Origin of the sequence: Streptomyces aureus, assembly GCF_000725495.1 — a bacterium.
GTDB classification, from domain to species: domain Bacteria; phylum Actinomycetota; class Actinomycetes; order Streptomycetales; family Streptomycetaceae; genus Streptomyces; species Streptomyces aureus_B.
This window is the reverse complement of sequence record NZ_JNZD01000013.1, coordinates 375,887-396,065: the sequence shown is the minus strand read 5'-3', so window position 1 is coordinate 396,065 and position 20,179 is coordinate 375,887. Positions and strand designations below refer to the sequence as shown.

16 protein-coding genes and 1 pseudogene are annotated in these 20,179 nt (G+C 72.7%); 12 read left to right on the top strand and 5 right to left on the bottom strand.

Annotation, left to right across the window (positions count from 1 at the left end):
- Window positions 1-56: 56 nt before the first annotated feature.
- The gene (locus IO36_RS20175; RefSeq protein ID WP_037621734.1) at window positions 57-1,730 is read right to left on the bottom strand and encodes a PucR family transcriptional regulator; all 1,674 of its coding nucleotides are present in this window, start codon (window positions 1,728-1,730) and stop codon (window positions 57-59) included.
- A 343-nt stretch (window positions 1,731-2,073) separates the two neighbouring features.
- Between IO36_RS20175 and IO36_RS20170 the strand changes: the two genes are divergently transcribed.
- The 6 genes from IO36_RS20170 to IO36_RS20145 all read left to right on the top strand — a co-directional run bounded on the left by IO36_RS20170 (window position 2,074) and on the right by IO36_RS20145 (window position 10,293).
- The gene (locus tag IO36_RS20170) at window positions 2,074-2,964 is read left to right on the top strand and encodes an FAD binding domain-containing protein (RefSeq protein WP_037621733.1); all 891 of its coding nucleotides are present in this window, start codon (window positions 2,074-2,076) and stop codon (window positions 2,962-2,964) included.
- Entirely contained in the window at window positions 2,964-3,566 is a 603-nt protein-coding gene (locus IO36_RS20165) for a (2Fe-2S)-binding protein (RefSeq protein ID WP_037621732.1), read from the top strand. Before IO36_RS20170 ends, IO36_RS20165 begins: the two co-directional genes overlap by 1 nt.
- Before the next feature lie 2 nt (window positions 3,567-3,568).
- Window positions 3,569-5,956, top strand: coding sequence for a xanthine dehydrogenase family protein molybdopterin-binding subunit (locus IO36_RS20160; protein ID WP_037621730.1), 2,388 nt, complete (start codon window positions 3,569-3,571; stop codon window positions 5,954-5,956).
- 328 nt (window positions 5,957-6,284) lie between these two features.
- Window positions 6,285-7,742 carry an NCS2 family permease gene (locus IO36_RS20155; protein WP_037621729.1) on the top strand — a complete coding sequence of 486 codons (1,458 nt, stop codon included), beginning with the start codon at window positions 6,285-6,287 and terminating at the stop codon, window positions 7,740-7,742.
- A 57-nt stretch (window positions 7,743-7,799) separates the two neighbouring features.
- The gene (locus tag IO36_RS20150; RefSeq protein WP_037621728.1) at window positions 7,800-8,954 is read left to right on the top strand and encodes an XdhC family protein; all 1,155 of its coding nucleotides are present in this window, start codon (window positions 7,800-7,802) and stop codon (window positions 8,952-8,954) included.
- A gap of 145 nt (window positions 8,955-9,099) precedes the next feature.
- Window positions 9,100-10,293, top strand: coding sequence for a glycoside hydrolase family 6 protein (locus tag IO36_RS20145; protein WP_037621727.1), 1,194 nt, complete (start codon window positions 9,100-9,102; stop codon window positions 10,291-10,293).
- Window positions 10,294-10,340: 47 nt separating this feature from the next.
- On the opposite strand, the gene IO36_RS20140 is transcribed toward IO36_RS20145, so the two are convergent.
- From IO36_RS20140 to IO36_RS20130, 3 genes and pseudogenes are all read right to left on the bottom strand, one after another.
- Window positions 10,341-10,781, bottom strand: coding sequence for an SRPBCC family protein (locus IO36_RS20140; protein ID WP_037621725.1), 441 nt, complete (start codon window positions 10,779-10,781; stop codon window positions 10,341-10,343).
- A 223-nt stretch (window positions 10,782-11,004) separates the two neighbouring features.
- Entirely contained in the window at window positions 11,005-12,387 is a 1,383-nt protein-coding gene (locus IO36_RS20135; RefSeq protein ID WP_037621724.1) for a diacylglycerol/lipid kinase family protein, read from the bottom strand.
- Window positions 12,388-12,623: 236 nt separating this feature from the next.
- A pseudogene (locus IO36_RS20130) lies at window positions 12,624-13,079 on the bottom strand (winged helix-turn-helix transcriptional regulator); the annotation flags it as partial.
- Between the two features lie 102 nt (window positions 13,080-13,181).
- Between IO36_RS20130 and IO36_RS20125 the strand changes: the two are divergent.
- The 6 genes from IO36_RS20125 (at window position 13,182) to IO36_RS20100 (ending at window position 19,603) form a co-directional block, all read left to right on the top strand.
- Entirely contained in the window at window positions 13,182-13,667 is a 486-nt protein-coding gene (locus IO36_RS20125; RefSeq protein WP_037621722.1) for a PaaI family thioesterase, read from the top strand.
- Window positions 13,668-13,725: 58 nt separating this feature from the next.
- A complete protein-coding gene (locus IO36_RS20120) occupies window positions 13,726-14,370 on the top strand; it encodes a DUF1345 domain-containing protein (protein WP_051900698.1) in 645 nt (214 codons plus the stop codon).
- Window positions 14,371-14,489: 119 nt separating this feature from the next.
- Entirely contained in the window at window positions 14,490-15,527 is a 1,038-nt protein-coding gene (locus IO36_RS20115; RefSeq protein ID WP_037621720.1) for a Dyp-type peroxidase, read from the top strand.
- Entirely contained in the window at window positions 15,524-16,399 is an 876-nt protein-coding gene (locus tag IO36_RS20110) for a family 1 encapsulin nanocompartment shell protein (protein ID WP_051900696.1), read from the top strand. The genes IO36_RS20115 and IO36_RS20110 overlap by 4 nt, the downstream gene beginning before the upstream one ends.
- A gap of 236 nt (window positions 16,400-16,635) precedes the next feature.
- Complete coding sequence (locus IO36_RS20105; RefSeq protein ID WP_037621718.1) at window positions 16,636-19,179, top strand: ATP-dependent Clp protease ATP-binding subunit; 2,544 nt, start codon at window positions 16,636-16,638, stop codon at window positions 19,177-19,179.
- Window positions 19,180-19,309: 130 nt separating this feature from the next.
- Window positions 19,310-19,603: a hypothetical protein gene (locus IO36_RS20100; protein ID WP_037621716.1), complete on the top strand. Its 294-nt coding sequence runs from the start codon at window positions 19,310-19,312 to the stop codon at window positions 19,601-19,603.
- 74 nt (window positions 19,604-19,677) lie between these two features.
- On the opposite strand, the gene IO36_RS20095 is transcribed toward IO36_RS20100, so the two are convergent.
- Complete coding sequence (locus tag IO36_RS20095; protein ID WP_037621715.1) at window positions 19,678-20,142, bottom strand: GreA/GreB family elongation factor; 465 nt, start codon at window positions 20,140-20,142, stop codon at window positions 19,678-19,680.
- Between the last annotated feature and the right edge of the window lie 37 nt (window positions 20,143-20,179).

Sequence of the window (20,179 nt, the reverse complement as noted above, 5' to 3'; positions counted from 1 at the left end):
GTGAAGGATTTCACAAAGTCATGGGCCGCGCGGTGGGACGCGCGAGGCCGCTGGGGTCAGCTCATCCTCAGTGCCAGGAAGAAGTCCAACTTGTCCTCCAGGCGCGACAGATCACGACTCGTCAACTGCTCGATCCGTCCGACGCGGTAGCGCAGCGTGTTGACGTGCAGGTGCAGCCGGGCGGCGCAGCGGGTCCAGGAGCCGTCGCAGTCCAGGAACGCCTCCAGGGTCGGGATCAGCTCCGCGCGGTGCCGGCCGTCGTACTCGCGCAGCGGGTCCAGCAGCCGGGCGGTGAAGGCGCGGCGCACGTCGTCCGGGACGAACGGCAGCAGCAGGACGTGCGAGGCCAGCTCCTGGTGCCCGGCCGCGCAGACCCGGCCGGGCCGGGCGGCGGCGACCCGGCGGGCGTGCCGGGCCTCCTCCAGGGCCCCGCGCAGCCCCTCGGCCGAGTGCACGGCGGCGCTGACGCCGATGGTGAGCCGGCCGTCGCCGTCCAGACCGGCGGACAGCGGTTCGCGTACGGCGGCGAGCAGGGTGTCGGCGTGCAGGCCGGGCTCGCCGGCGTCCTCGTCGGAGGGGACCGCCGGAAGGGGGACGAGCGCGACCGCCTCGTCCCCCGTGTGGGCCACCGCGATCCGGTCCGAGTGCTCGGGACCCGGCGACAGCGGGTCGACCAGGATCTCCTCCAGGAGCGCCTGGGCGACCGGGCCGGCCTCGATCCCGCCGCCGTCCCACTCGACCCGCGCCACCACGACCTGCCAGTGCGGGGCCGCGCCGAGGCCCGGCAGCAGCACCGGCGCCGCCACCCGCAGCCGGGCCGCGATCTCGGCGGGCGCGGCGCCCGTCTGCACCAGTTCGAGGACCTCCTGGGCGAGCCGTCTGCGCACCGTGCGCGCCGCGTCCCGCCGGTCCCGCTCGACCGCGATCAGCTGGGTGACACCCTGGAGCAGATCGAGCCGCTCCTCGGGCCAGTCCCCGGCGTCCGCCTCGACCGCGAGCAGCCAGTCGGACAGCACGCTCTCGCGGACGTCCCGGGAGGCGGCCGGGGCGCGCCCCGCGGAGCGGACCGGGAAGAGCGAGTACATCGTCGGGCCGACCGTCACCCGGTGCGGTCCCCGGCGCCCGGTGCGGACGGCCGCGAGATGGGCGGCGGCCAGCTGGGCCCGGGTGTCCGCGGGCAGCGCCCCGCCCGCGAGCTTCGACCCCGCGATGGGCCGTCCGGCGGGCGAGAGGACCCAGGCGCGCAGATCGAGATCGGTGCCGAGGAGGTCGAGGACCACGTCCGGACCGCCGCCGGCCGGGCCCGAGGTCATCATCCGCCGGTGGCGCTCGACGACGGCGGCCAGATCGCCGGCGCGCTCGCCCGAGACCTGGCGCACGACGTGCTCGGTGATGGTGGCGAAGGCGACGGACTCGTTCACGGCGAACAGCGGCAGCCGGTGCCGGGCGCAGGCGACGACCAGGTCGTCGGGGATGTCGCCGAGCTCCGCCTCGCCCGCGGCCAGGGCCGCGACGCCGGTGCCCGCGAGGATGCGGACGAACGGCTCGGAGTCCTCGGCGTCGTGCCGCCAGGCGAGACCGGTGAGGACCAGCTCGCCGCCCGAGAGATAACGACTCGGGTCCTTGAGGTCGGTGGTCATCACACCGCGTACGGTGCGGTCCAGCTCGTCCTCGCCGCCGAGCAGCCGCAGGCCCAGCGCGTCCGTGTCGAGCAGTGCGCGCAGCCGCATTCTCGTCGCCGCCGTTCTTTGTCTCGAAATCTACGATGGATCGGGGTGAGGCCCGCCGGCCTCACGGCCCCGCGGAGCGGAGACCCGTGCCTCTGTTTCCAGGGGACTCCGTGTCTGTTTCCGGAGGAAAACGAAGAGGTTGCCGATGGCCTCGGTTCATACGAATCTACAAGATGCGCGCGCTGGCCAGCGAACTCCTTCATGGTTTTGGTGACTGACCGTGGCCCGGGACACCGCTGTGTACTGACCCCACTCCGCTGTGAGACCTCATGGAAGAGCCGAGGACGCCGCACCCGATCCGGCTCGACGAGACGCCCCACGAACCGAATGAAGAGAGCCACTCATGGACTTCCTTCGCCCCGCCAGTTGGGAGGAGGCGCTCGCCGCGAAGGCCGAGCACCCCACCGCTGTGCCGATTGCGGGCGGCACCGATGTGATGGTCGAGATCAACTTCGATCACCGCAGGCCCGAGTACCTCCTCGACCTGACCCGCATCGGCGAGCTGGGCGAGTGGGAGGCCGGCGGGGAGAGCGTGCGGCTGGGCGCCTCCGTCCCGTACACCCGGATCATGGAGAACCTGCGCCGCGAGCTCCCGGGTCTTGCGCTGGCCTCCCACACGGTGGCCTCCCCGCAGATCCGCAACCGCGGCGGCGTCGGCGGCAACCTCGGCACCGCCTCCCCGGCCGGCGACGCCCACCCGGCCCTCCTCGCGGCCGGCGCGGAGGTCGAGGCCGAGTCGGTGCGCGGTTCGCGGCTGATCCCGATCGACGACTTCTACACCGGCGTGAAGCGCAACGCGCTCGCGCCCGACGAGCTGATCCGCGCCGTCCGCATCAAGAAGGCGGACGGACCGCAGCAGTTCTCCAAGGTCGGCACCCGCAACGCGATGGTGATCGCGGTGTGCGCCTTCGGCCTCGCCCTGCACCCCGAGACCCGCACGGTCCGCACCGGCATCGGCTCGGCCGCGCCGACCCCGGTCCGCGCCCGGGCAGCGGAGGAGTTCCTGAACGCGGCGCTCGACGAGGGCGGCTTCTGGGACAACGGGAAGATCATCACACCTTCGGTGGCCAAGCAGTTCGCCACGCTGTGCTCCGCCGCCTGCAACCCCATCGACGACGTCCGCGGCACGGCGAGCTACCGCCGCCACGCGGTCGGCGTCATGGCCCGGCGCACGCTCACCTGGACCTGGGAGTCCTACCGCGGCACCGCCGCCCGCACGGAGGGAGTCGCGTAATGCGTGTCAGCTTCACGGTCAACGGCCGCCGCCAGGAGGCCGACGACGTCTGGGAGGGCGAGAGCCTCCTGTACGTCCTGCGCGAGCGCCTTGGGCTGCCCGGCTCCAAGAACGCCTGCGAACAGGGCGAGTGCGGCTCCTGCACCGTCCGTCTGGACGGGGTGCCCGTGTGCTCCTGTCTCGTCGCCGCGGGCCAGGCCGAGGGCCGCGAGATCGTCACCGTCGAGGGGCTGGCCGACTTCGCCAGGCAGCGCTCGGAGCACACCGGTTGCGCGACGGGTGCCTGCAACTCTGTCGGCGGAGACGGGATTTCACTCGACGAGGCGCAGCGCTGGGCCGCAAAGGGCCAGGACTCGCAGACCGGCGAAGGAGCCGAGCTCTCGCCCGTGCAGCAGGCGTTCATCGACGCCGGAGCCGTCCAGTGCGGCTTCTGCACCCCGGGACTGCTGATCGCGGCGGACGAGATGCTGGAGCGCAACCCGAACCCGACCGACGCGGACATCCGCGAGGCGCTGTCGGGCAACCTGTGCCGCTGCACCGGCTACGAGAAGATCATGGACGCGGTCCGCCTCGCGGCCGCCCGGCAGTCCGAGGCGGTCTGACCATGGGAACGACCGGTACACCCACGAACATCACCCAGGGCTCCGGGACCCGGGGCGGCATCGGCGAGTCCACCCTCCGCCCGGACGGCACCCTGAAGGTCACCGGGGAGTTCGCGTACTCCTCCGACATGTGGCACGAGGACATGCTGTGGGGCCAGATCCTGCGCTCCACCGTGGCCCACGCCGAGATCGTGTCCATCGACACGGCCGAGGCGCTCGCCACCCCCGGCGTGTACGCCGTCATGACGTACGACGACCTGCCCACCGAGGTGCGCCACTACGGCCTGGAGATCCAGGACACCCCGGTCCTCGCGCACGGCAAGGTACGCCACCACGGCGAGCCCGTCGCCATCGTCGCCGCCGACCACCCCGAGACCGCCCGCCGCGCCGCCGCGAAGATCAAGGTGGAATACCGCGAGCTGCCGGTGATCACGGACGAGGCGTCCGCCACCGCGCCCGGCGCGGTCCTGGTCCACGAGGGCCGCACCGACCACCACATCGGCCACGTCCCGCACCCCAACATCGTGCACCGCCAGCCGATCGTCCGCGGCGACGCCGGACAGGCCGCGCTCGGGGCCGACTTCGTCGTCCGGGGCGAGTACACCTTCGGCATGCAGGACCAGGCGTTCCTCGGCCCCGAGTCCGGACTCGCCGTCCCCGCGGAGGACGGCGGCGTCGAGCTCTACATCGCCACCCAGTGGCTGCACTCCGACCTGCGCCAGATCGCCCCGGTCCTCGGCCTGCCCGAGGACAAGGTCCGGATGACCCTCTCCGGCGTCGGCGGGGCCTTCGGCGGCCGCGAGGACCTGTCGATGCAGATCCACGCCTGTCTGCTGGCCCTGCGCACCGGCAAGCCCGTCAAGATCGTCTACAACCGCTTCGAGTCCTTCTTCGGACACGTCCACCGCCACCCCGCCAAGCTCACCTACGAACACGGGGCGACCAAGGACGGCAGGCTCACGCACGTCAAGGCGCGGATCGTGCTCGACGGCGGCGCGTACGCCTCGGCCTCCCCGGCGGTCGTCGGCAACGCCTCCTCGCTCGGCATCGGCCCCTACGTGGTCGACGACGTCGACATCGAGGCCATCGCCCTCTACACCAACAACCCTCCGTGCGGCGCGATGCGCGGCTTCGGCGCGGTCCAGGCGTGTTTCGCCTACGAGGCCCAGATGGACAAGCTCGCCGACGCGGTGGGCATGGACCGGGTCGCGTTCCGCCAGCTCAACGCGATGGAGCAGGGCTCGCTGCTGCCCACCGGCCAGCGCGTCGACTCGCCCGCCCCGGTCGCCGAACTGCTGCGCCGTGTCAAGGCGATGCCGCTCCCGCCCGAGCGGCAGTGGCTCTCCGCGGGCGAGGACGCCGACGTGCGCCAGCTGCCCGGCGGGCTGTCCAACACCACGCACGGCGAGGGCGTCGTCCGCGGGATCGGGTACGCCGTCGGCATCAAGAACGTCGGCTTCTCCGAGGGGTTCGACGACTACTCGACCGCCCGGGTCCGCATGGAGGTCGTCGGCGGCGTGCCCGTCGCCACCGTGCACACCGCGATGGCGGAGGTCGGCCAGGGCGGAGTCACCGTCCACGCCCAGATCGCCCGCACCGAGCTGGGCGTCGCCCAGGTGACCATCCAGCCGGCCGACACCCGGGTGGGCAGCGCCGGTTCGACGTCCGCCTCCCGGCAGACGTACGTCACCGGCGGCGCCGTCAAGAACTCCTGCGAACTCGTCCGCGAGAAGGTCCTGGAGATCGGCCGCCGCAAGCTCGGCACGTACCACCCGGCGTGGGCCACCGCCGAACTCCTCCTGGAGGGCGGCAAGGTCGTCACCGACGGCGGCGAGGTCCTCGCCGACCTCGTGGACGTGCTGGAGGACGAGGCCGTCGAGGTCGAGGCCGAATGGCGGCACCGCCCGACCGAACCCTTCGACCTGCGCACCGGGCAGGGCGACGGACACGTCCAGTACTCGTTCGCCGCGCATCGCGCCGTGGTCGAGGTGGACACCGAACTCGGGCTGGTCAAGGTCATCGAACTGGCCTGCGCCCAGGACGTCGGCAAGGCGCTCAACCCGCTGTCCGTCGTCGGCCAGATCCAGGGCGGCACCACCCAGGGCCTGGGCGTCGCGGTGATGGAGGAGATCATCGTCGACCCGAAGACGGCGAAGGTCAGGAACCCCTCCTTCACGGACTACCTGATCCCCACCATCCTCGACACGCCGACCATCCCCGTCGACGTGCTCGAACTCGCCGACGACCACGCCCCGTACGGGCTCCGTGGCATCGGTGAGGCCCCGACCCTGTCGTCGACCCCGGCCGTCCTCGCGGCGATCCGGAACGCGACGGGTCTCCAGCTCGACCGGACGCCGGTACGCCCCGAACACCTCACGGGGACCGCGTAGGAGCACGGCTCTCCGGGCGGCGCGTGGAACACCGCCGCGCCGCCCGGAGCACCGGTCGCCGCACCGCTCGCGGCACCGGACGGCCGACGCGGTGAACATCGCGTACGGCCGGCGACAGAACACCCGACGCGCCGGGCGGTGGCAGGAACGCCGCTTTGGCGCAGCGGGCACAACCACGCACCACGGCACCACCGTTCACGTTCGTCTCGGGCCGTCCCCCGGGTCGTGCGGCCGAACCACCTTCCCAAATCCCGCAGTCGCGCACGCGGCTGACCAGCCGTCAGGACGGCTGTGCGGGTGCCCCTTTGAACCTTGGGAGCAGGCCCACATGACCCAGCAGTCACTGGAGCCGAAGGCCACCGCGCCGGACGCGGGCGCGGGCAGCCGCGTCCCGGCGGGACGGTCCTGGCTCGACCGGTACTTCCACATCTCCCGGCGGGAGAGCTCGATCGCGCGTGAGGTGCGCGGCGGCGTCACCACCTTCATGGCGATGGCGTACATCCTGCTGCTCAACCCCCTCATCCTGTCCGGCAAGGACGTGGCGGGGGACACCCTCGGCCAGAAGGCCCTGATCACCGCCACCGCGTTCGCGGCGGCCTTCACCACCCTGCTCATGGGGTTCGTCGGCAGGGTGCCGCTGGCCCTCGCCGCCGGACTCTCGGTCTCCGGCGTGCTGTCCTCGCAGGTCGTCCCGCAGATGACCTGGCCGCAGGCCATGGGCATGTGCGTGATGTACGGCGTGGTCATCATGCTCCTGGTCGTCACCGGCCTGCGCGAGATGATCATGAACGCGATCCCACTGGCGCTCAAGCACGCCATCACCATGGGCATCGGGCTGTTCATCGCACTGATCGGCCTGGTCAAGGCCGGTTTCGTGCACCAGGGCAAGGCGACCCCCCTCACCCTCGGTCCGGCCGGCGAACTCGCCGGCTGGCCGGTGCTGCTCTTCGCCGCCACGCTGCTGCTGATCTTCGCTCTCCAGGCGCGCGGCGTCCCCGGAGCGATCCTCATCGGCATCGTCTCCGGCACGGTCGTCTCCGTGCTCCTCGACGCGACCGGCGTCATCGCCCCCGGACAGTGGGCCGGCGGCGCCCCCGAACTGCACGGCAGCGCCGTCTCGGCCCCGGACTTCTCGCTCTTCGGGAAGGTCGAGTTCGGCGGCTGGGACCACGTCGGCGCCATGACCGTCGGGATGATCGTCTTCACCCTGGTGCTCGCCGGGTTCTTCGACGCGATGGCCACGATCATCGGCGTCGGAACCGAGGCCGGACTCGCCGACTCCCAGGGGCGGATGCCCGGACTGTCGAAGGCGCTGTTCATCGACGGAGCGGGCGGAGCGGTCGGTGGAGTGGCCGGCGCCTCGGGCCAGACGGTCTTCGTCGAGTCCGCGACCGGCGTCGGCGAGGGCGCCCGTACGGGCCTGTCCTCCGTCGTCACCGGCGTCCTCTTCGCCGCCTGTCTGTTCTTCACCCCGCTCACGGCGATCGTCCCGGGCGAGATCGCGGCGGCGGCCCTGGTGGTCATCGGCGCCATGATGATGACCAACGCGCGCCACGTCGACTGGGCCGACCGCGCGACCGCCGTCCCCGTCTTCCTGACCGTCGTGATCATGCCCTTCACCTATTCGATCACCGCGGGCGTGGCCGCCGGCGTCGTCAGCTACGTAGTCATCAAGCTGGCCCAGGGCAGGGCCCGGGAGATCGGGGCCTTCATGTGGGGTCTGACGGCGGTGTTCCTCGTCTACTTCGCGCTGCACCCGATCGAGGGCTGGCTCGGCGTCCGCTGACGCCCGGGTCCCCGTCCCTTCCCCCTTCCGCGCAACCGCCGTCAAGGAGACCGAGACATGCTGGACATCGCCGAAGAACTGCACCGGTGGGTCGAGCAGGGCCGCGACTTCGCCGTCGCCACCGTGGTGGCGGTCGGCGGCAGCGCGCCCCGCCGTCCCGGCGCCGCGCTCGCCGTCGACTCCGACGGCACGGCGATCGGCTCGGTCTCCGGCGGGTGCGTGGAAGGGGCGGTCTACGACCTGTGCGTCCAGGCGCTGGAGGACGGCGGGACCGTCCTCGAACGCTTCGGCTACAGCGACGACGACGCCTTCGCCGTCGGCCTGACCTGCGGCGGCGTCATCGACATCCTGGTCACCCCGGTCCGCTCCCGCGACACCGACCGCCGGACGGTGCTCGCGGCGGCCCTGGCCGCCGCCGCTGCCGGCGAGGCCGCGGCCCTCGCACGGGTGGTCAGCGGCCCCGCCGAACTGCTGGGCCGGGCCCTGCTCGTACGCGCCGACGGCTCGCACGTGGGCGGCTTCGGCGCCCACCCGGCACTCGACCGCACGGTGACCGGCGAGGCGGCGGCCCAGCTGGACGCCGGCCGCACCGCCACCGTCGAGATCGGGGAGCAGGGCTCTCGTTGCGGAGCACCGCTCACGGTCCTGGTGGAGTCCTCGGTCCCGCCCCCGCGCATGATCGTCTTCGGGGCCATCGACTTCGCCTCCGCGCTGGTGCGCGTGGGCAAGTTCCTCGGCTACCGCGTGACGGTGTGCGACGCCCGCCCGGTCTTCGCGACGGCGGCCCGCTTCCCCGAGGCGGACGACATCGTCGTCGAGTGGCCCCACCGCTATCTGGAGCGCACCGAGGTCGACTCCCGCACCGTCCTGTGCGTCCTCACCCACGACGCCAAGTTCGACGTACCGCTGCTGCGGCTCGCGCTGCGGCTGCCCGTGGCCTACGTCGGCGCCATGGGTTCGCGCCGCACCCATCTGGACCGCAACGAACGGCTGCGCGAGGTCGGCGTCACCGAACTGGAGCTGGCCCGCCTCAGGTCGCCGATCGGACTGGACCTGGGGGCCCGGACCCCCGAGGAGACCGCGCTGTCGATCGCCGCGGAGATCGTGGCCGAACGGCGCGGCGGAAGCGGAGTCGCCCTGACCGGGGCGCACACCCCCATCCACCACGACGCCCCCGCGGCCCCGGCACGCCGGATCGGGTCGGTGGCCTGACCCCCGGGCGCCCGCGGTTTCCCGGGCGCTTCTTCCGTACCCCGTATTGACGCACGCGCGCCGCTCGGCCAACCTCCTGTGGGAGCGCTCCCGCACCTCCCTCCGCAAGTCCCTCGTGATTATTGCGAACCCGGAGTGAACCCGTATGAGACGACGCACCCCCATCTGGCTCGCCGCTCTGTCCGCCGGGCTGGCCGCCCTCCTCGCCGTGCCGCCCGCGCACGCCGCCGGGGCCACGCCCGCCGCCGGGACCGCAGGCCGCGGCCCGTCGCTGTACGTCCCCGACGCCAACCCGGCGGCCTACCGGCAGGCACTGGACCTCGTCCGGGCCGGCCGGGCCCGCGACGCGGCGGGCATCGTGGCGATGGTGAACACCCCGCAGGCCGTCTGGTTCGGCGACCAGACCCCGGCCGAGGTCGAGAAGGAGGTCCGCGCGGTGGTGCGCGACGCGGGCCGCAAGGGCGCCGTTCCCGCGCTCGCCCTGTACGACATCCCCGGCCGCGACTGCTCCAACTACTCGGCGGGCGGCGCCGCGGACACCGCCCAGTACAAGGAGTGGATCGACGCCGTGGCGCGCGGGATCGGACGCGGCGACGCGATCGTCGTCCTCGAACCCGACGCCCTCGCCCTGCTCCCCTCCGACTGCGGCCAGGACGACGCACAGGGCACGAAGAGCGCCGCGCGCTACACCGAGGTCAACTACGCGGTCGACTCCCTTGAACCGCTGCGCGGCACCCGGGTCTACCTCGACACCGGGCACCCGGGCTGGCACTCCGTCAACTCCATCGTGCCGCGGCTGATCGAGGGCGGGGTCGCCCGGGCCTCCGGCTTCTACACCAACGCCTCGAACTACAACACCGACGACGCCAACTCCTGGTACGGCAAGCTGATCTCGTCCTGTCTGGCGTACGCCGACGGCGGTGGCGACGTCGCCCAGTGCCCCAACCAGTGGTGGGCCCGGGCCGACGCCCAGACCTGGATCGACACGCACGTGACGACCCCGCCGTCCCGGATGAAGCACTTCGTCACGGACTCCAGCCGCAACGGCCGGGGCACCTGGACCCCGCCGTCGGGCAAGTACACCGACGCGCAGGACTGGTGCAACCCGCCGGGCCGGGGTCTCGGCGCCCGCCCCACGCTGCGCACCGGCGACCCGCTCCAGGACGCCCGCCTGTGGATCAAGACGCCCGGCGAGTCCGACGGACTCTGCCTGCGCGGAACCGCCGGGCCCGAGGACCCCGAGCGCGGCACGGTCGACCCGAAGGCGGGGGACTGGTTCCCGCAACAGGCCCTGGAACTGTCCCAGTTGGCCGAACCGCCGCTACTGCCCGGGAAGTGACCCAGGGGCCGTCCGGCCGCCCGGGGATCCCCGGGCGGCCGGCCCGCTCATTCCCGCTCCAGCAGCCCGTCCACCGCCCGCCCGAACATCCACCTCGCCGACCTCAGCAGGACCGGGTCGGCGAATCCGGGCAGTGCGCGCACGCTCAGGTCCTCGCGCCAGACCACGCGGGAACCGCCGCGACCCGCCGGGTGCACCTCGAACTCGGCCCAGCCCGTGACGAACGTGCCGCGCTTGACCAGCCGGCACGTTCCCGGGGCCGCGTCGCCGGGCGGGTGCCAGGCCACGACCTCCATCGGGTCGTCGAAGGCGAGCGGTCCGAGTCCCGAGCGCGCCACGAAGACCGTGCCCTCCCGCGTCGGCGGCGGAGTGCGCACGGCGACCCGGGTCAGGGGGACGACGTCCGCGTGCCGGGGCCAGTCGGTCAGCCGCCGCCAGCTCTCGGCGGGGGAGTGCCGGGACACGCGTTCCAGGACGAAGAGGACCACGGCCCGATCGTAGGCGCCCGGAGGCCGGCCGACGGGGTGGCGTCTCGCGCGGTGAGCGGAGGCATGCTCGACATCCCCTGAAAGCCGCCCGCCTCCGGGCCCGGCTGCCCGCTCCCGGGGCCCGGCGGCCAGGGCGACGCCGACCACCCGCTCCCGGGGTCTGAAGGCCCAGGCGACCCGACCGCCCGCCCCGCGGGCCCGGACAACCCCGGCCGCCCGCCCTTCACTCCGTACCGGACGTCCCCCGCTCCCGTTCTCGCCCGGGCCCGTGGCCCGGGCGGTGGACTCCGGCCGTGCGGCCCACGAGCAGGGCCATGGCCAGCAGGCGCCGCCAGTCCAGGGTGGGCTGGACGGCGGGAACGCCCGGACGCCTCTTCGGGACGCGGACGCGCAGCACGCCCGGTTCGACCCGGCAGCGCACCGGCGTGGGCAGGACCATGGCCTCGCCGTCGATGCCGGCCTCCAGCTCGCCGCCGTCCGCGGTCACGATCACCTCGCGCGCGGTCAGGACGGACAGACCGTGCGGGGCCGGGGAGAGCAGCAGGGCGGCGGCGTCGACCGCGCTGTCCACCTTGACGCCGAGGACGCCGAGGAGGCCCGAGTCCAGCCGTTCGCGCCGGCCGAGCCCGGCCGGGTCGTTGGTGCGGTACGGGTTGTTGCTGACCAGCACCGCCTGCGGCGCGTCGAGGGTCGTACCGGCCGCGTGGGCGGTCAGCACGGGACCCCGCTGGCGGGTGAGCAGGTCCGGCAGGAGCTCCAGGATCGTGCCGATCTTGTCGTCCCGGTAGGCCGGGTCCTGGACGACCGCCGCGTAGGCGCCGAAGGAGGCGTTGTTGACGAACGGGTGCTCCCCGGCGAAGCCGAGGTCCACCCGCAGCTCGACGCCGTTCGTCAGCGCGTCGAGGCAGGTGGAGGGGTCGTCGCGGTCGAGGCCGAGGTCCATGGCGAAGTGGTTGCGGGTGCCTGCGGAGACGACGAGGAACGGCAGGCCGTGCTCGGCGGCGACCGCCGCGACGAGCGCCTGCGTGCCGTCGCCGCCCGCGACGCCCAGCAGGTCCGCCCCGTCCGTGACCGCCTGCCGGGCCAGCTCGGTGACGTCCTGGTGCCGCTCCGGGTCCAGGAGCACGACGCGGGCGCCGAGTCGCTCGGCCTTCTCCACCAGACCGAACCGCTCCACCTTGCCGCCGCCGGAGCGGGGATTCATGATCACGAAGGGCCGTCGTGGCGGCGGGGTGCGGTGCTCCTTCATGGGCCGGACCCGGCCGCGGGCGCTGCGCAGCGCGTAGCGGCCGCACCACACGGCGACGATCCACAGCACGGGGGACAGCAGCAGCGTCCACAGCAGCGTGACCGCGAGGACCACGACGACCGCGAGCGGCAGGACGATCGCGATCAGCCCCGCGATCCAGCGCACCGGCCCGCGCCGGCTCAGCATCCACCACAGGGCCCCCGCCGCGACGGCCATGGCGGCGAGGGCGGCCAGCAGGAGCAGGAAGCCGCGTACCCCGCCGAACGCGAGCGGCAGCGCCACGGCGAGCGCCGCCGCCGCCAGGGAGGCTCTCGCCGCCCATCGTTCCCGGGCCGGCGGCCCCGTCTGCGTGCTCATCGTTCCTCCACCGCTCGGTCCGTCCGGCGCGGCGGTCGCATCCCCGGGGGAGGGCCGTCGGGCCGGTCACGCGAACCAGATGCCCGGGCCGGTGACGTCCATGTCACCGGCGCCGGGACAGCTCTCGTGGAGTCACGCTGTCACGAGCCGGGCTCCGGCACCACGAGGCGGCGTGTGTCCCGGCCCGTGTCCTGCCGCGGGTCCGGGGGCCGGAGTCGGTCGGAGGGAGCGGCCGGCCGCGCGGACGGCCCGGGGCGGGTGCGTGCCTCCGGCGGGACCAGCGTCCCGTGCCCGGCCCCGCACACGACCTCGGCGCGCACCTGCTCGCCGCAGTCCGCGTGCACGACCTCCAGCGGCGGCCCCTCGGGATCGGCCGTGTAGCGGTCGCCCCACTGCTTGAGGGCGATCATGACGGGCCACAGGTCCCAGCCCTTGCGGGAGAGCCGGTACTCGTGCCGGGTGCGGCTGCCGGGTTCGCTGTAGGGCACGGTGTCCAGGATCCCGGCCGCGACGAGCTTGCGCAGCCGGTCGGCCAGCACGCTCTCGGACAGCCCGACGTGCCGCCGGAAGTCGTCGAAGCGGCGTACGCCGTTCATCGCGTCCCGCAGGACCAGCATCGACCACTTCTCGCCGATCAGGTCGAGGGTCCGCTGGACCGTGCAGTTGTCGGTACGGGTGTCGAGCCACGTCATGCGCACCATCCTAGGCTGACTGTGAGATTGACAGCCAGGTGCCGGACTGGCTAGCTTCGAAAAACAGAGTCAGCAGGTCCGAGGCGGGAGAGTGGAACGGTCATGGGCAGGTCTCGTACGTACGACTGGGAGGACCCGGCCGTCTCGGCGGCCGCCGTGGCCCGGTTCACCGGTCTCGAATTCCTCCGCGAGATGCAGGCCGGACGGCTCCCCGCGCCGCCGGTCTCAGCGACCGTCGGCATGACGCTGGAGGAGGTCGAGCACGGCCGGGTGGTCTTCGCGCTGGTCCCCGGCGAGGAGCACTACAACCCGATCGGAAGCGTCCACGGAGGCGTCTATGCCACCCTGCTGGACTCCGCCGCGGGCTGCGCGGTGCAGTCCGTGCTGCCCCGGGGCACCGGGTACACCTCGCTCGACCTGAACGTGAAGTTCCTGCGGCCGGTCACCGTGGACACCGGCCCCGTCCGCGCGGTCGGCACCGTCCTGAACAGCGGCCGTCGCACCGCCCTCGCCCAGGCCGAGCTCCTCGACGCGTCCGGCCGGCTGCTCGCGCACACCACCAGCAGCTGTCTGCTGTTCCCCGTCTGACCCGGCCGGCCGGGGTTCGCCGGGCCGGTACGCCGTCCCGGGACTAGCGTTGCGGCGTATGAGGACCAGCCTTTCGAGACTGCCCCTGGACGCCGTGCCCCGCCTGGTCTGCGCGGTGGTCCTCGGCGCCGCGGCCGGCGTGGCCGTCGGTGTCCCGAACGACGCCTATCTGGGTCTGCTGGCCGGGATCGCCGTGACGGAAGGGGCCTTCGTCCTCGCGGGCTGGGCCGTGCTGTGGCCGATGACGGCCGAAGCCACCCGCGCCAACGCGCGGCGCGAGGACTTCCGCCCGGTGACCGACGAACTCGTGGTGGTCGCGGTCGCCCTGTGCGGGCTGTGCGCCATCGTGCTGATGCTCCTGCGCGGCGGAAAGGACGCCGACGGCGACGCCGCCGCCCTGACCGCGCTGTGCGGGGTGTTCCTGGCCTGGTCCGCCCTGCACCTGATGTACGCCACCCGGTACGCCTACGTGTACTACGAGGCGAACGGCGGCATCGACTTCAACACCGACGACCCGCCCGCGTACCGCGACTTCTTCTACTTCAGCTACAACCTCGGCATGACCTACCAGGTCTCCGACACCGGTGTCTCCAGCGCCCGGATCCGCGCGATCGTGCTGCGGCACTGCCTCCTGTCGTACGTGTTCGGCACCAGCATCCTCGCCACCGCCATCAACGTCGTCGTCGGACTCGTGCACGGCTGACCGCCTCCCGGCGCGTTCCGTTCTGGTGCGGTTTGTCGCGGGACCCAGCAGGATGGGAGGGAGAACCCGACCGGTCCGTGCGCGACGGACATCGCCGCGTCCCCCGAGGAGGCCGACCCTTGGCCGAGCCACAGGCTGTGATCTCCCGGCCGGCCGGGGCCACCGTGTTCCTCGTGGTCACCGTCACGCCCGGGTGCGAGGACACGGTCCGCGGTCTTCTGGAGGACGTCTCCGGACTGCGGCGCAGCGTCTCCTTCCGGGCCCCCGGCGCCGACCTCGGCTGTGTCGTCGGCATCGGATCGGACGTCTGGGACCGGCTGTTCGGCGGACCCCGCCCGAAGGACCTGCACCCGTTCGTGGAGTTGACCGGCGCACGGCACCGGGCCCCGGCCACACCGGGCGACCTCCTGTTCCACCTCCGGGCACGTCGCATGGACCTGTGCTTCGAACTCGCCCGCCTGATCACCGAACGGCTGGCCGGGGCGGTCACCGTGGTCGACGAGGTCCATGGGTTCAAGTACTTCGACGAGCGCGACCTGCTCGGCTTCGTCGACGGCACCGAGAACCCCGAGGGCCAGGACGCCGTCGACGCCGTGGTCGTCGGGGACGAGGACCCCGCCTTCGCGGGCGGCAGCTATGTGATCGTCCAGAAGTACCTGCACGACCTGCGGACCTGGAACGCGCTGCCGGCCGAGGAGCAGGAGCGGGCCATCGGGCGCACGAAGCTCGCCAACACCGAACTCCCCGACGACGTGAAACCGGCCGACTCCCACGTGGCGCTCAACACCGTCACCGACGAGAACGGCGACGAACGCAAGATCGTGCGGGAGAACATGCCGTTCGGCAGCGTGGGAGAGGGCGAGTTCGGCACGTACTTCATCGGCTACGCCCGGACGCCCGAGGTGACCGAACAGATGCTGCGCAACATGTTCCTCGGGGACGGCCCGGCCCCGCACGACCGCATCCTCGACTTCTCGACCGCGATCACCGGATGCCTCTTCCACGTACCGGCCGCCGGCTTCCTCGACGACCTCCCCGCCGCCCCCGGCGCGGAGGAGGCCGGCGAGCCCGCCGCGCAGCCGGCCGCCGAGACCGGCGAGCGCGCGCCGGCGGACGGCTCACTGGGCATCGGCAGCCTCAAAGGAGCCCGCACATGACGACCACACCCGAGAGCGGCGGCACCGGCAACCTGCACCGGGAACTCGCGCCCATCACGCCCGCCGCGTGGAACGAGATCGAGGACGAGGCCCGCCGCACGTTCCGGCGCAATCTCGCCGGCCGCCGCGTCGTGGACGTCACCGGACCCGACGGCCCCGTGCTCGCCGCCGTGGGAACCGGCCATCTGACCCGGATCGACGGGCCCTCGCCCGGCGTCGCCGCCAGACTGCGCCGGGTCCAGCCCCTGGTCGAGCTGACGGTGCCGTTCCGGGTCGGCCGCGACGCCGTCGACGACGTGGACCGCGGCGCCCAGGACTCCGACTGGCAGCCGGTCAAGGACGCGGCCCGGACCATGGCGTTCGCCGAGGACCAGACCGTCTTCAACGGCTACGCCGCCGCCGGAGTCGTGGGACTGCGCGCCCGCACCTCCAACCCCGTGCTCCGTCTTCCCGCGCAGCCGCGCGACTTCCCCGACGCCGTCAGCCACGCCCTGAGCACCCTCAGACTGGCCGGTGTGCAGGGCCCGTACGCGCTGCTGCTCGGCGCGGAGGCGTACACGGCGGTCAGCGAGACCTCCGACCACGGCTATCCCGTCTCCGCCCACCTCGGCCGGCTGCTCGACGGACGGCTGATCTGGGCGCCCGCCGTGGAGGGGGCCTTCCTGCTCACCACCCGCGGCGGGGACTACGAACTGCGGCTGGGCGAGGACCTCGCCATCGGCTACACCGCCCACGACGCCGACGGCATCGACCTGTACTTCCGGCAGACCCTGACCTTCCTCGTCCACACGGACGAGGCCGTGGTCGCCCTCGACCCCTGGACCGACCCGGGCGGGGGCGGCGCCGGGGCCCCGCGCACGGACAAGGCCTGACCTCGACGGCAGCGGCGGAGACGCCCCGCGAGGCGCGGCACCCGGCACGGATCCGCCGGCCCCGCCGCGCCCCGTTTCCGGCGTTCCCCAACACGCCCCGCCCCCGGCCGAGTTCCGTCCGCGACGGGGAAACATCGCAGGCCAGGAGCGGTGTGCGGCCGTTCCCCGCTCCGGTTGCGGAGCAATAGGCGCCGCGAAATGGTGGAAAGGACTAGTCGCCGCACCGGGAGCTGTCCATGTCGATGTCGTCCTACGGTTTCGGCCAGTCCGACCCCTTCGGTGAACTCCTGAACCGCTTCTTCGGGATGTCGCCCGCGTCCTCCCCGCCGGCGGTGCAGCGCGTCCCCATCGGACGGCTGCTGACCGAGTCCTCGCAGGAACTGCTGAACCTGGCCGCACGGCGGGCCCAGCAGGACGGGACCTCCGACCTCGACACGGAGCACCTCCTGTGGGCCTCGACCCAGGTGGAACCCTCGCGCTCGCTGCTGGCCCGCGCCGACCTGGACCCCGACGCGCTCGCGGCCCAGCTGGCCGAGGTCCTTCCCCGGGAGAGCAGCGAACCGTCCTCCGAGCCGGGGCTGACCCCGGCGGCCAAGCGCACGCTCGCCGCCGCGTACGCCCGCTCGCAGGCGGCCGGAGTGTCCTACATCGGCCCCGAGCACATCCTCGCCGCGCTGCTGAGCGACGCCGACACCGGTGCCGCGCAGCTGCTGCGCGCCGACGGACAGGACGCGCAGAAGCTGGCGGGGCTGACGGAACGCACGGCCCGCCCCGAGAGCCGTCCCGCCGACCCCGACAAGCCCGCCACGACCCTCGACGAGTTCGGACGGGACCTGACGGAGGAGGCGAAGGCCGGCCGGCTCGACCCGGTCGTCGGACGCGCCGAGCAGATCGAGCAGACCATCGAGATCCTCTCCCGGCGCTCCAAGAACAACCCCGTGCTCATCGGCGAGCCCGGCGTCGGCAAGACCGCGATCGTCGAGGGGCTGGCCCAGCGCATCGTCTCCGGCGACGTCCCCGACACCCTCAAGGGCAAGCGGGTCGTCTCGCTCGACCTGTCCGGCATGGTGGCCGGAGCCCAGTACCGCGGGCAGTTCGAGGAACGGCTGAAGAAGGTCATCGAGGACGTCCAGGCCTCGGACGGGGAGATCGTCCTCTTCATCGACGAACTGCACACCGTCGTCGGAGCGGGCGCGACCGGCGAGGGTTCGATGGACGCGGGCAACATGCTCAAGCCCGCGCTGGCCCGCGGGGAACTGCACGTCGTGGGTGCCACGACCATCGACGAGTACCGCAAGTACGTGGAGAAGGACGCCGCCCTGGAGCGGCGCTTCCAGCCGGTGATGGTCCCCGAGCCGTCGGTCGAGGAGACCGTGCAGATCCTGGAGGGACTGCGCGACGCCTACGAGGCGCACCACCAGGTCCGCTTCGCCGACGGCGCCCTCGCAGCGGCCGCGGAACTGTCCGACCGCTACATCAGCGACCGGTTCCTGCCCGACAAGGCGATCGACGTGATGGACCAGGCGGGCGCCCGGGTGCGGCTGCGCAGCGCGAGCCGCTCGACCGAGGTCGCCGAACGCGAGGACCGCATCGCCAAGCTGCGCCGCGAACGCGATCAGGCCGTGGCCGCCGAGGACTTCGAGCGGGCCGGGGAGCTGAAGGGCAAGATCGCCGAGGCGGAGGGCGAACTCGCGGGCATCGAGGAGCGGCGCGCCGGTGTCGTGTCCGTGACCGCCCGTGACATCGCGGACATCGTCTCCCGGCGCACCGGCATCCCGGTGTCCCAACTGACCGCCAGCGAGAAGGAGAAGCTCCTCAGGCTGGAGGACGAGATGCACTCCCGGATCGTCGGCCAGGACGAGGCGGTCACCGCCGTCTCCCAGGCCGTGCGCCGCAACCGGGCGGGCATGGGCGACCCGAACCGCCCCGTGGGCTCGTTCCTCTTCCTCGGCCCCACCGGCGTCGGCAAGACGGAGCTGGCCAAGACCCTCGCCGAGCAGCTCTTCGGCGACGAGAGCCGCATGGTCCGTTTCGACATGAGCGAGTTCCAGGAGAAGCACACCGTCGCCCGGCTCGTCGGCGCCCCTCCGGGATACGTCGGCTACGACGAGGCGGGCCAGCTGACCGAGAAGGTCCGCCGCCAGCCGTACAGCGTCGTGCTGTTCGACGAGGTGGAGAAGGCCCACCCCGACGTCTTCAACACGCTGCTCCAGATCCTCGACGACGGCCGGCTGACGGACGGTCAGGGCCGCACCGTCGACTTCCGGCACTGCGTCGTGATCATGACCTCCAACATCGGCGCCCACCGGATCCTGGACCACAAGGGCGATGTGTCCGATCTCAAGGACGCGTTGATGGACGAGCTGCGGACCCGGTTCCTGCCCGAGTTCCTGAACCGCATCGACGACATCATCATCTTCCACGGTCTGAAGGAGGACGATCTCGCCGAGATCGTCGAGCACCTCCTCGGGCGCAGCGAACGCCGGGTGCACGCGCAGGGCATGAAGCTGGAGGTGACGGACGCGGCCAAGAAGCTGCTGGTCGCCCACGGCCATCAACCCGAGTTCGGGGCACGCCCGTTGCGCCGTACGATCCAGACGGAACTCGACAACGGCATCGCGGAGCTCCTGCTGGGCGGCGAGGCCGAACCCGGCGACACGATCGTCGCCGACGACCGCGACGGCGCCGTGCGCTGCACCGTGCGCAAGGGCACCTCGGACGCCGCCGCCCCGGACGACACCCCCTCGGGCGAGAGCGCGGAGGCCGAGCAGGGCGGCTGAGCCCCGCCGCCCCGCGGGCGGCACACGAGACGAGTGATCAACGCACCACGAAGGACGGGACGGAGGACTCCTGACACCGAGGACGTACCCGTGCGCGCCGACGCCGGGTAGTCGTTTGAGGAGGCTGCGCATGACGCACCACAAGTCCAACCGGGCTGTCGAAGGCGATCCGGAGCACGCCCACAACAGGGGAATGCCCCTGCGGGTGGACGACGACGAACTCCACGCACGGACGGTCCGTGAGCGCCGGGAGGCCGGTCTGCTCGGCGGACCCATGGACGATCCCGAGGCCGATTACCGGCGCGAGCGCATGGAGATCGACCTGGAGGTGGGATCCGGCCGGATCCCGACGGGCGACCTCACCCGCCGGAACCGGGCCCCGTACCCGCCGTCCAGCTACCCGCCGCCCGGCTACGGGGACTGAATCCCCCACGGGAAGGCGTGTCGCGAAAGTCCCGTCGTTCGCCCGAGCGGCAGGCGGGACCTTCGCGGCACGCCCTAGTCGCCCAGCGAGACCACGACCGCGCTCCGGGCTCCCTCGGGTGCCTCGAAGTCCACGGTGTCTCCCGCCCGGTGGCCGATCAGCGCGCTGCCGAGCGGGCTGTCCGCGGTCACGAGCGTCCGGTCCAGTACGGCGGCGCCCTCGCCGATCTGCACGGTGTCCGTGGTGCCGTCCGAGAAGCGGACGGTGACCGTGCTGCCCACGCCGACCACGTCCGTGGGCGGGGGGCCGGCGAGTTCCGCCTGGGCGAGCCGTGTGGTGATCCGCTCGATCCGGTCGTCCAGCCGCCGCAGATCGTCCGCGCGCTGCAACTCGTCGGCCGCGTCCGCCTGGTCGCCGACGTCGGAGTCGGAGTCCCGCAGCGTCGCCGCGACCTTCTCGCGTTCGGTGCGCAGGTCCGCGCGTTCCTGCTCCAGTGCCTGCCGGGCGGTCTCGCTGATCGGTGCCGGTTCGCCGGACATGGCCGCTCCTCGGGGTGCGAACGATGGGCTGCCCCAA

What these genes read in the sequence shown, in the direction of transcription:
- IO36_RS20175 (WP_037621734.1), bottom strand. Translation starts at nt 1,730, where the DNA reads ATGCGGCTGCGCGCACTGCTCGACACGGACGCGCTGGGCCTGCGGCTG.
- IO36_RS20170 (WP_037621733.1), top strand. Translation starts at nt 2,074, where the DNA reads ATGGACTTCCTTCGCCCCGCCAGTTGGGAGGAGGCGCTCGCCGCGAAG.
- IO36_RS20165 (WP_037621732.1), top strand. Translation starts at nt 2,964, where the DNA reads ATGCGTGTCAGCTTCACGGTCAACGGCCGCCGCCAGGAGGCCGACGAC.
- IO36_RS20160 (WP_037621730.1), top strand. Translation starts at nt 3,569, where the DNA reads ATGGGAACGACCGGTACACCCACGAACATCACCCAGGGCTCCGGGACC.
- IO36_RS20155 (WP_037621729.1), top strand. Translation starts at nt 6,285, where the DNA reads ATGACCCAGCAGTCACTGGAGCCGAAGGCCACCGCGCCGGACGCGGGC.
- IO36_RS20150 (WP_037621728.1), top strand. Translation starts at nt 7,800, where the DNA reads ATGCTGGACATCGCCGAAGAACTGCACCGGTGGGTCGAGCAGGGCCGC.
- IO36_RS20145 (WP_037621727.1), top strand. Translation starts at nt 9,100, where the DNA reads ATGAGACGACGCACCCCCATCTGGCTCGCCGCTCTGTCCGCCGGGCTG.
- IO36_RS20135 (WP_037621724.1), bottom strand. Translation starts at nt 12,387, where the DNA reads ATGAGCACGCAGACGGGGCCGCCGGCCCGGGAACGATGGGCGGCGAGA.
- IO36_RS20125 (WP_037621722.1), top strand. Translation starts at nt 13,182, where the DNA reads ATGGGCAGGTCTCGTACGTACGACTGGGAGGACCCGGCCGTCTCGGCG.
- IO36_RS20120 (WP_051900698.1), top strand. Translation starts at nt 13,726, where the DNA reads ATGAGGACCAGCCTTTCGAGACTGCCCCTGGACGCCGTGCCCCGCCTG.
- IO36_RS20110 (WP_051900696.1), top strand. Translation starts at nt 15,524, where the DNA reads ATGACGACCACACCCGAGAGCGGCGGCACCGGCAACCTGCACCGGGAA.
- IO36_RS20105 (WP_037621718.1), top strand. Translation starts at nt 16,636, where the DNA reads ATGTCGATGTCGTCCTACGGTTTCGGCCAGTCCGACCCCTTCGGTGAA.
- IO36_RS20100 (WP_037621716.1), top strand. Translation starts at nt 19,310, where the DNA reads ATGACGCACCACAAGTCCAACCGGGCTGTCGAAGGCGATCCGGAGCAC.
- IO36_RS20095 (WP_037621715.1), bottom strand. Translation starts at nt 20,142, where the DNA reads ATGTCCGGCGAACCGGCACCGATCAGCGAGACCGCCCGGCAGGCACTG.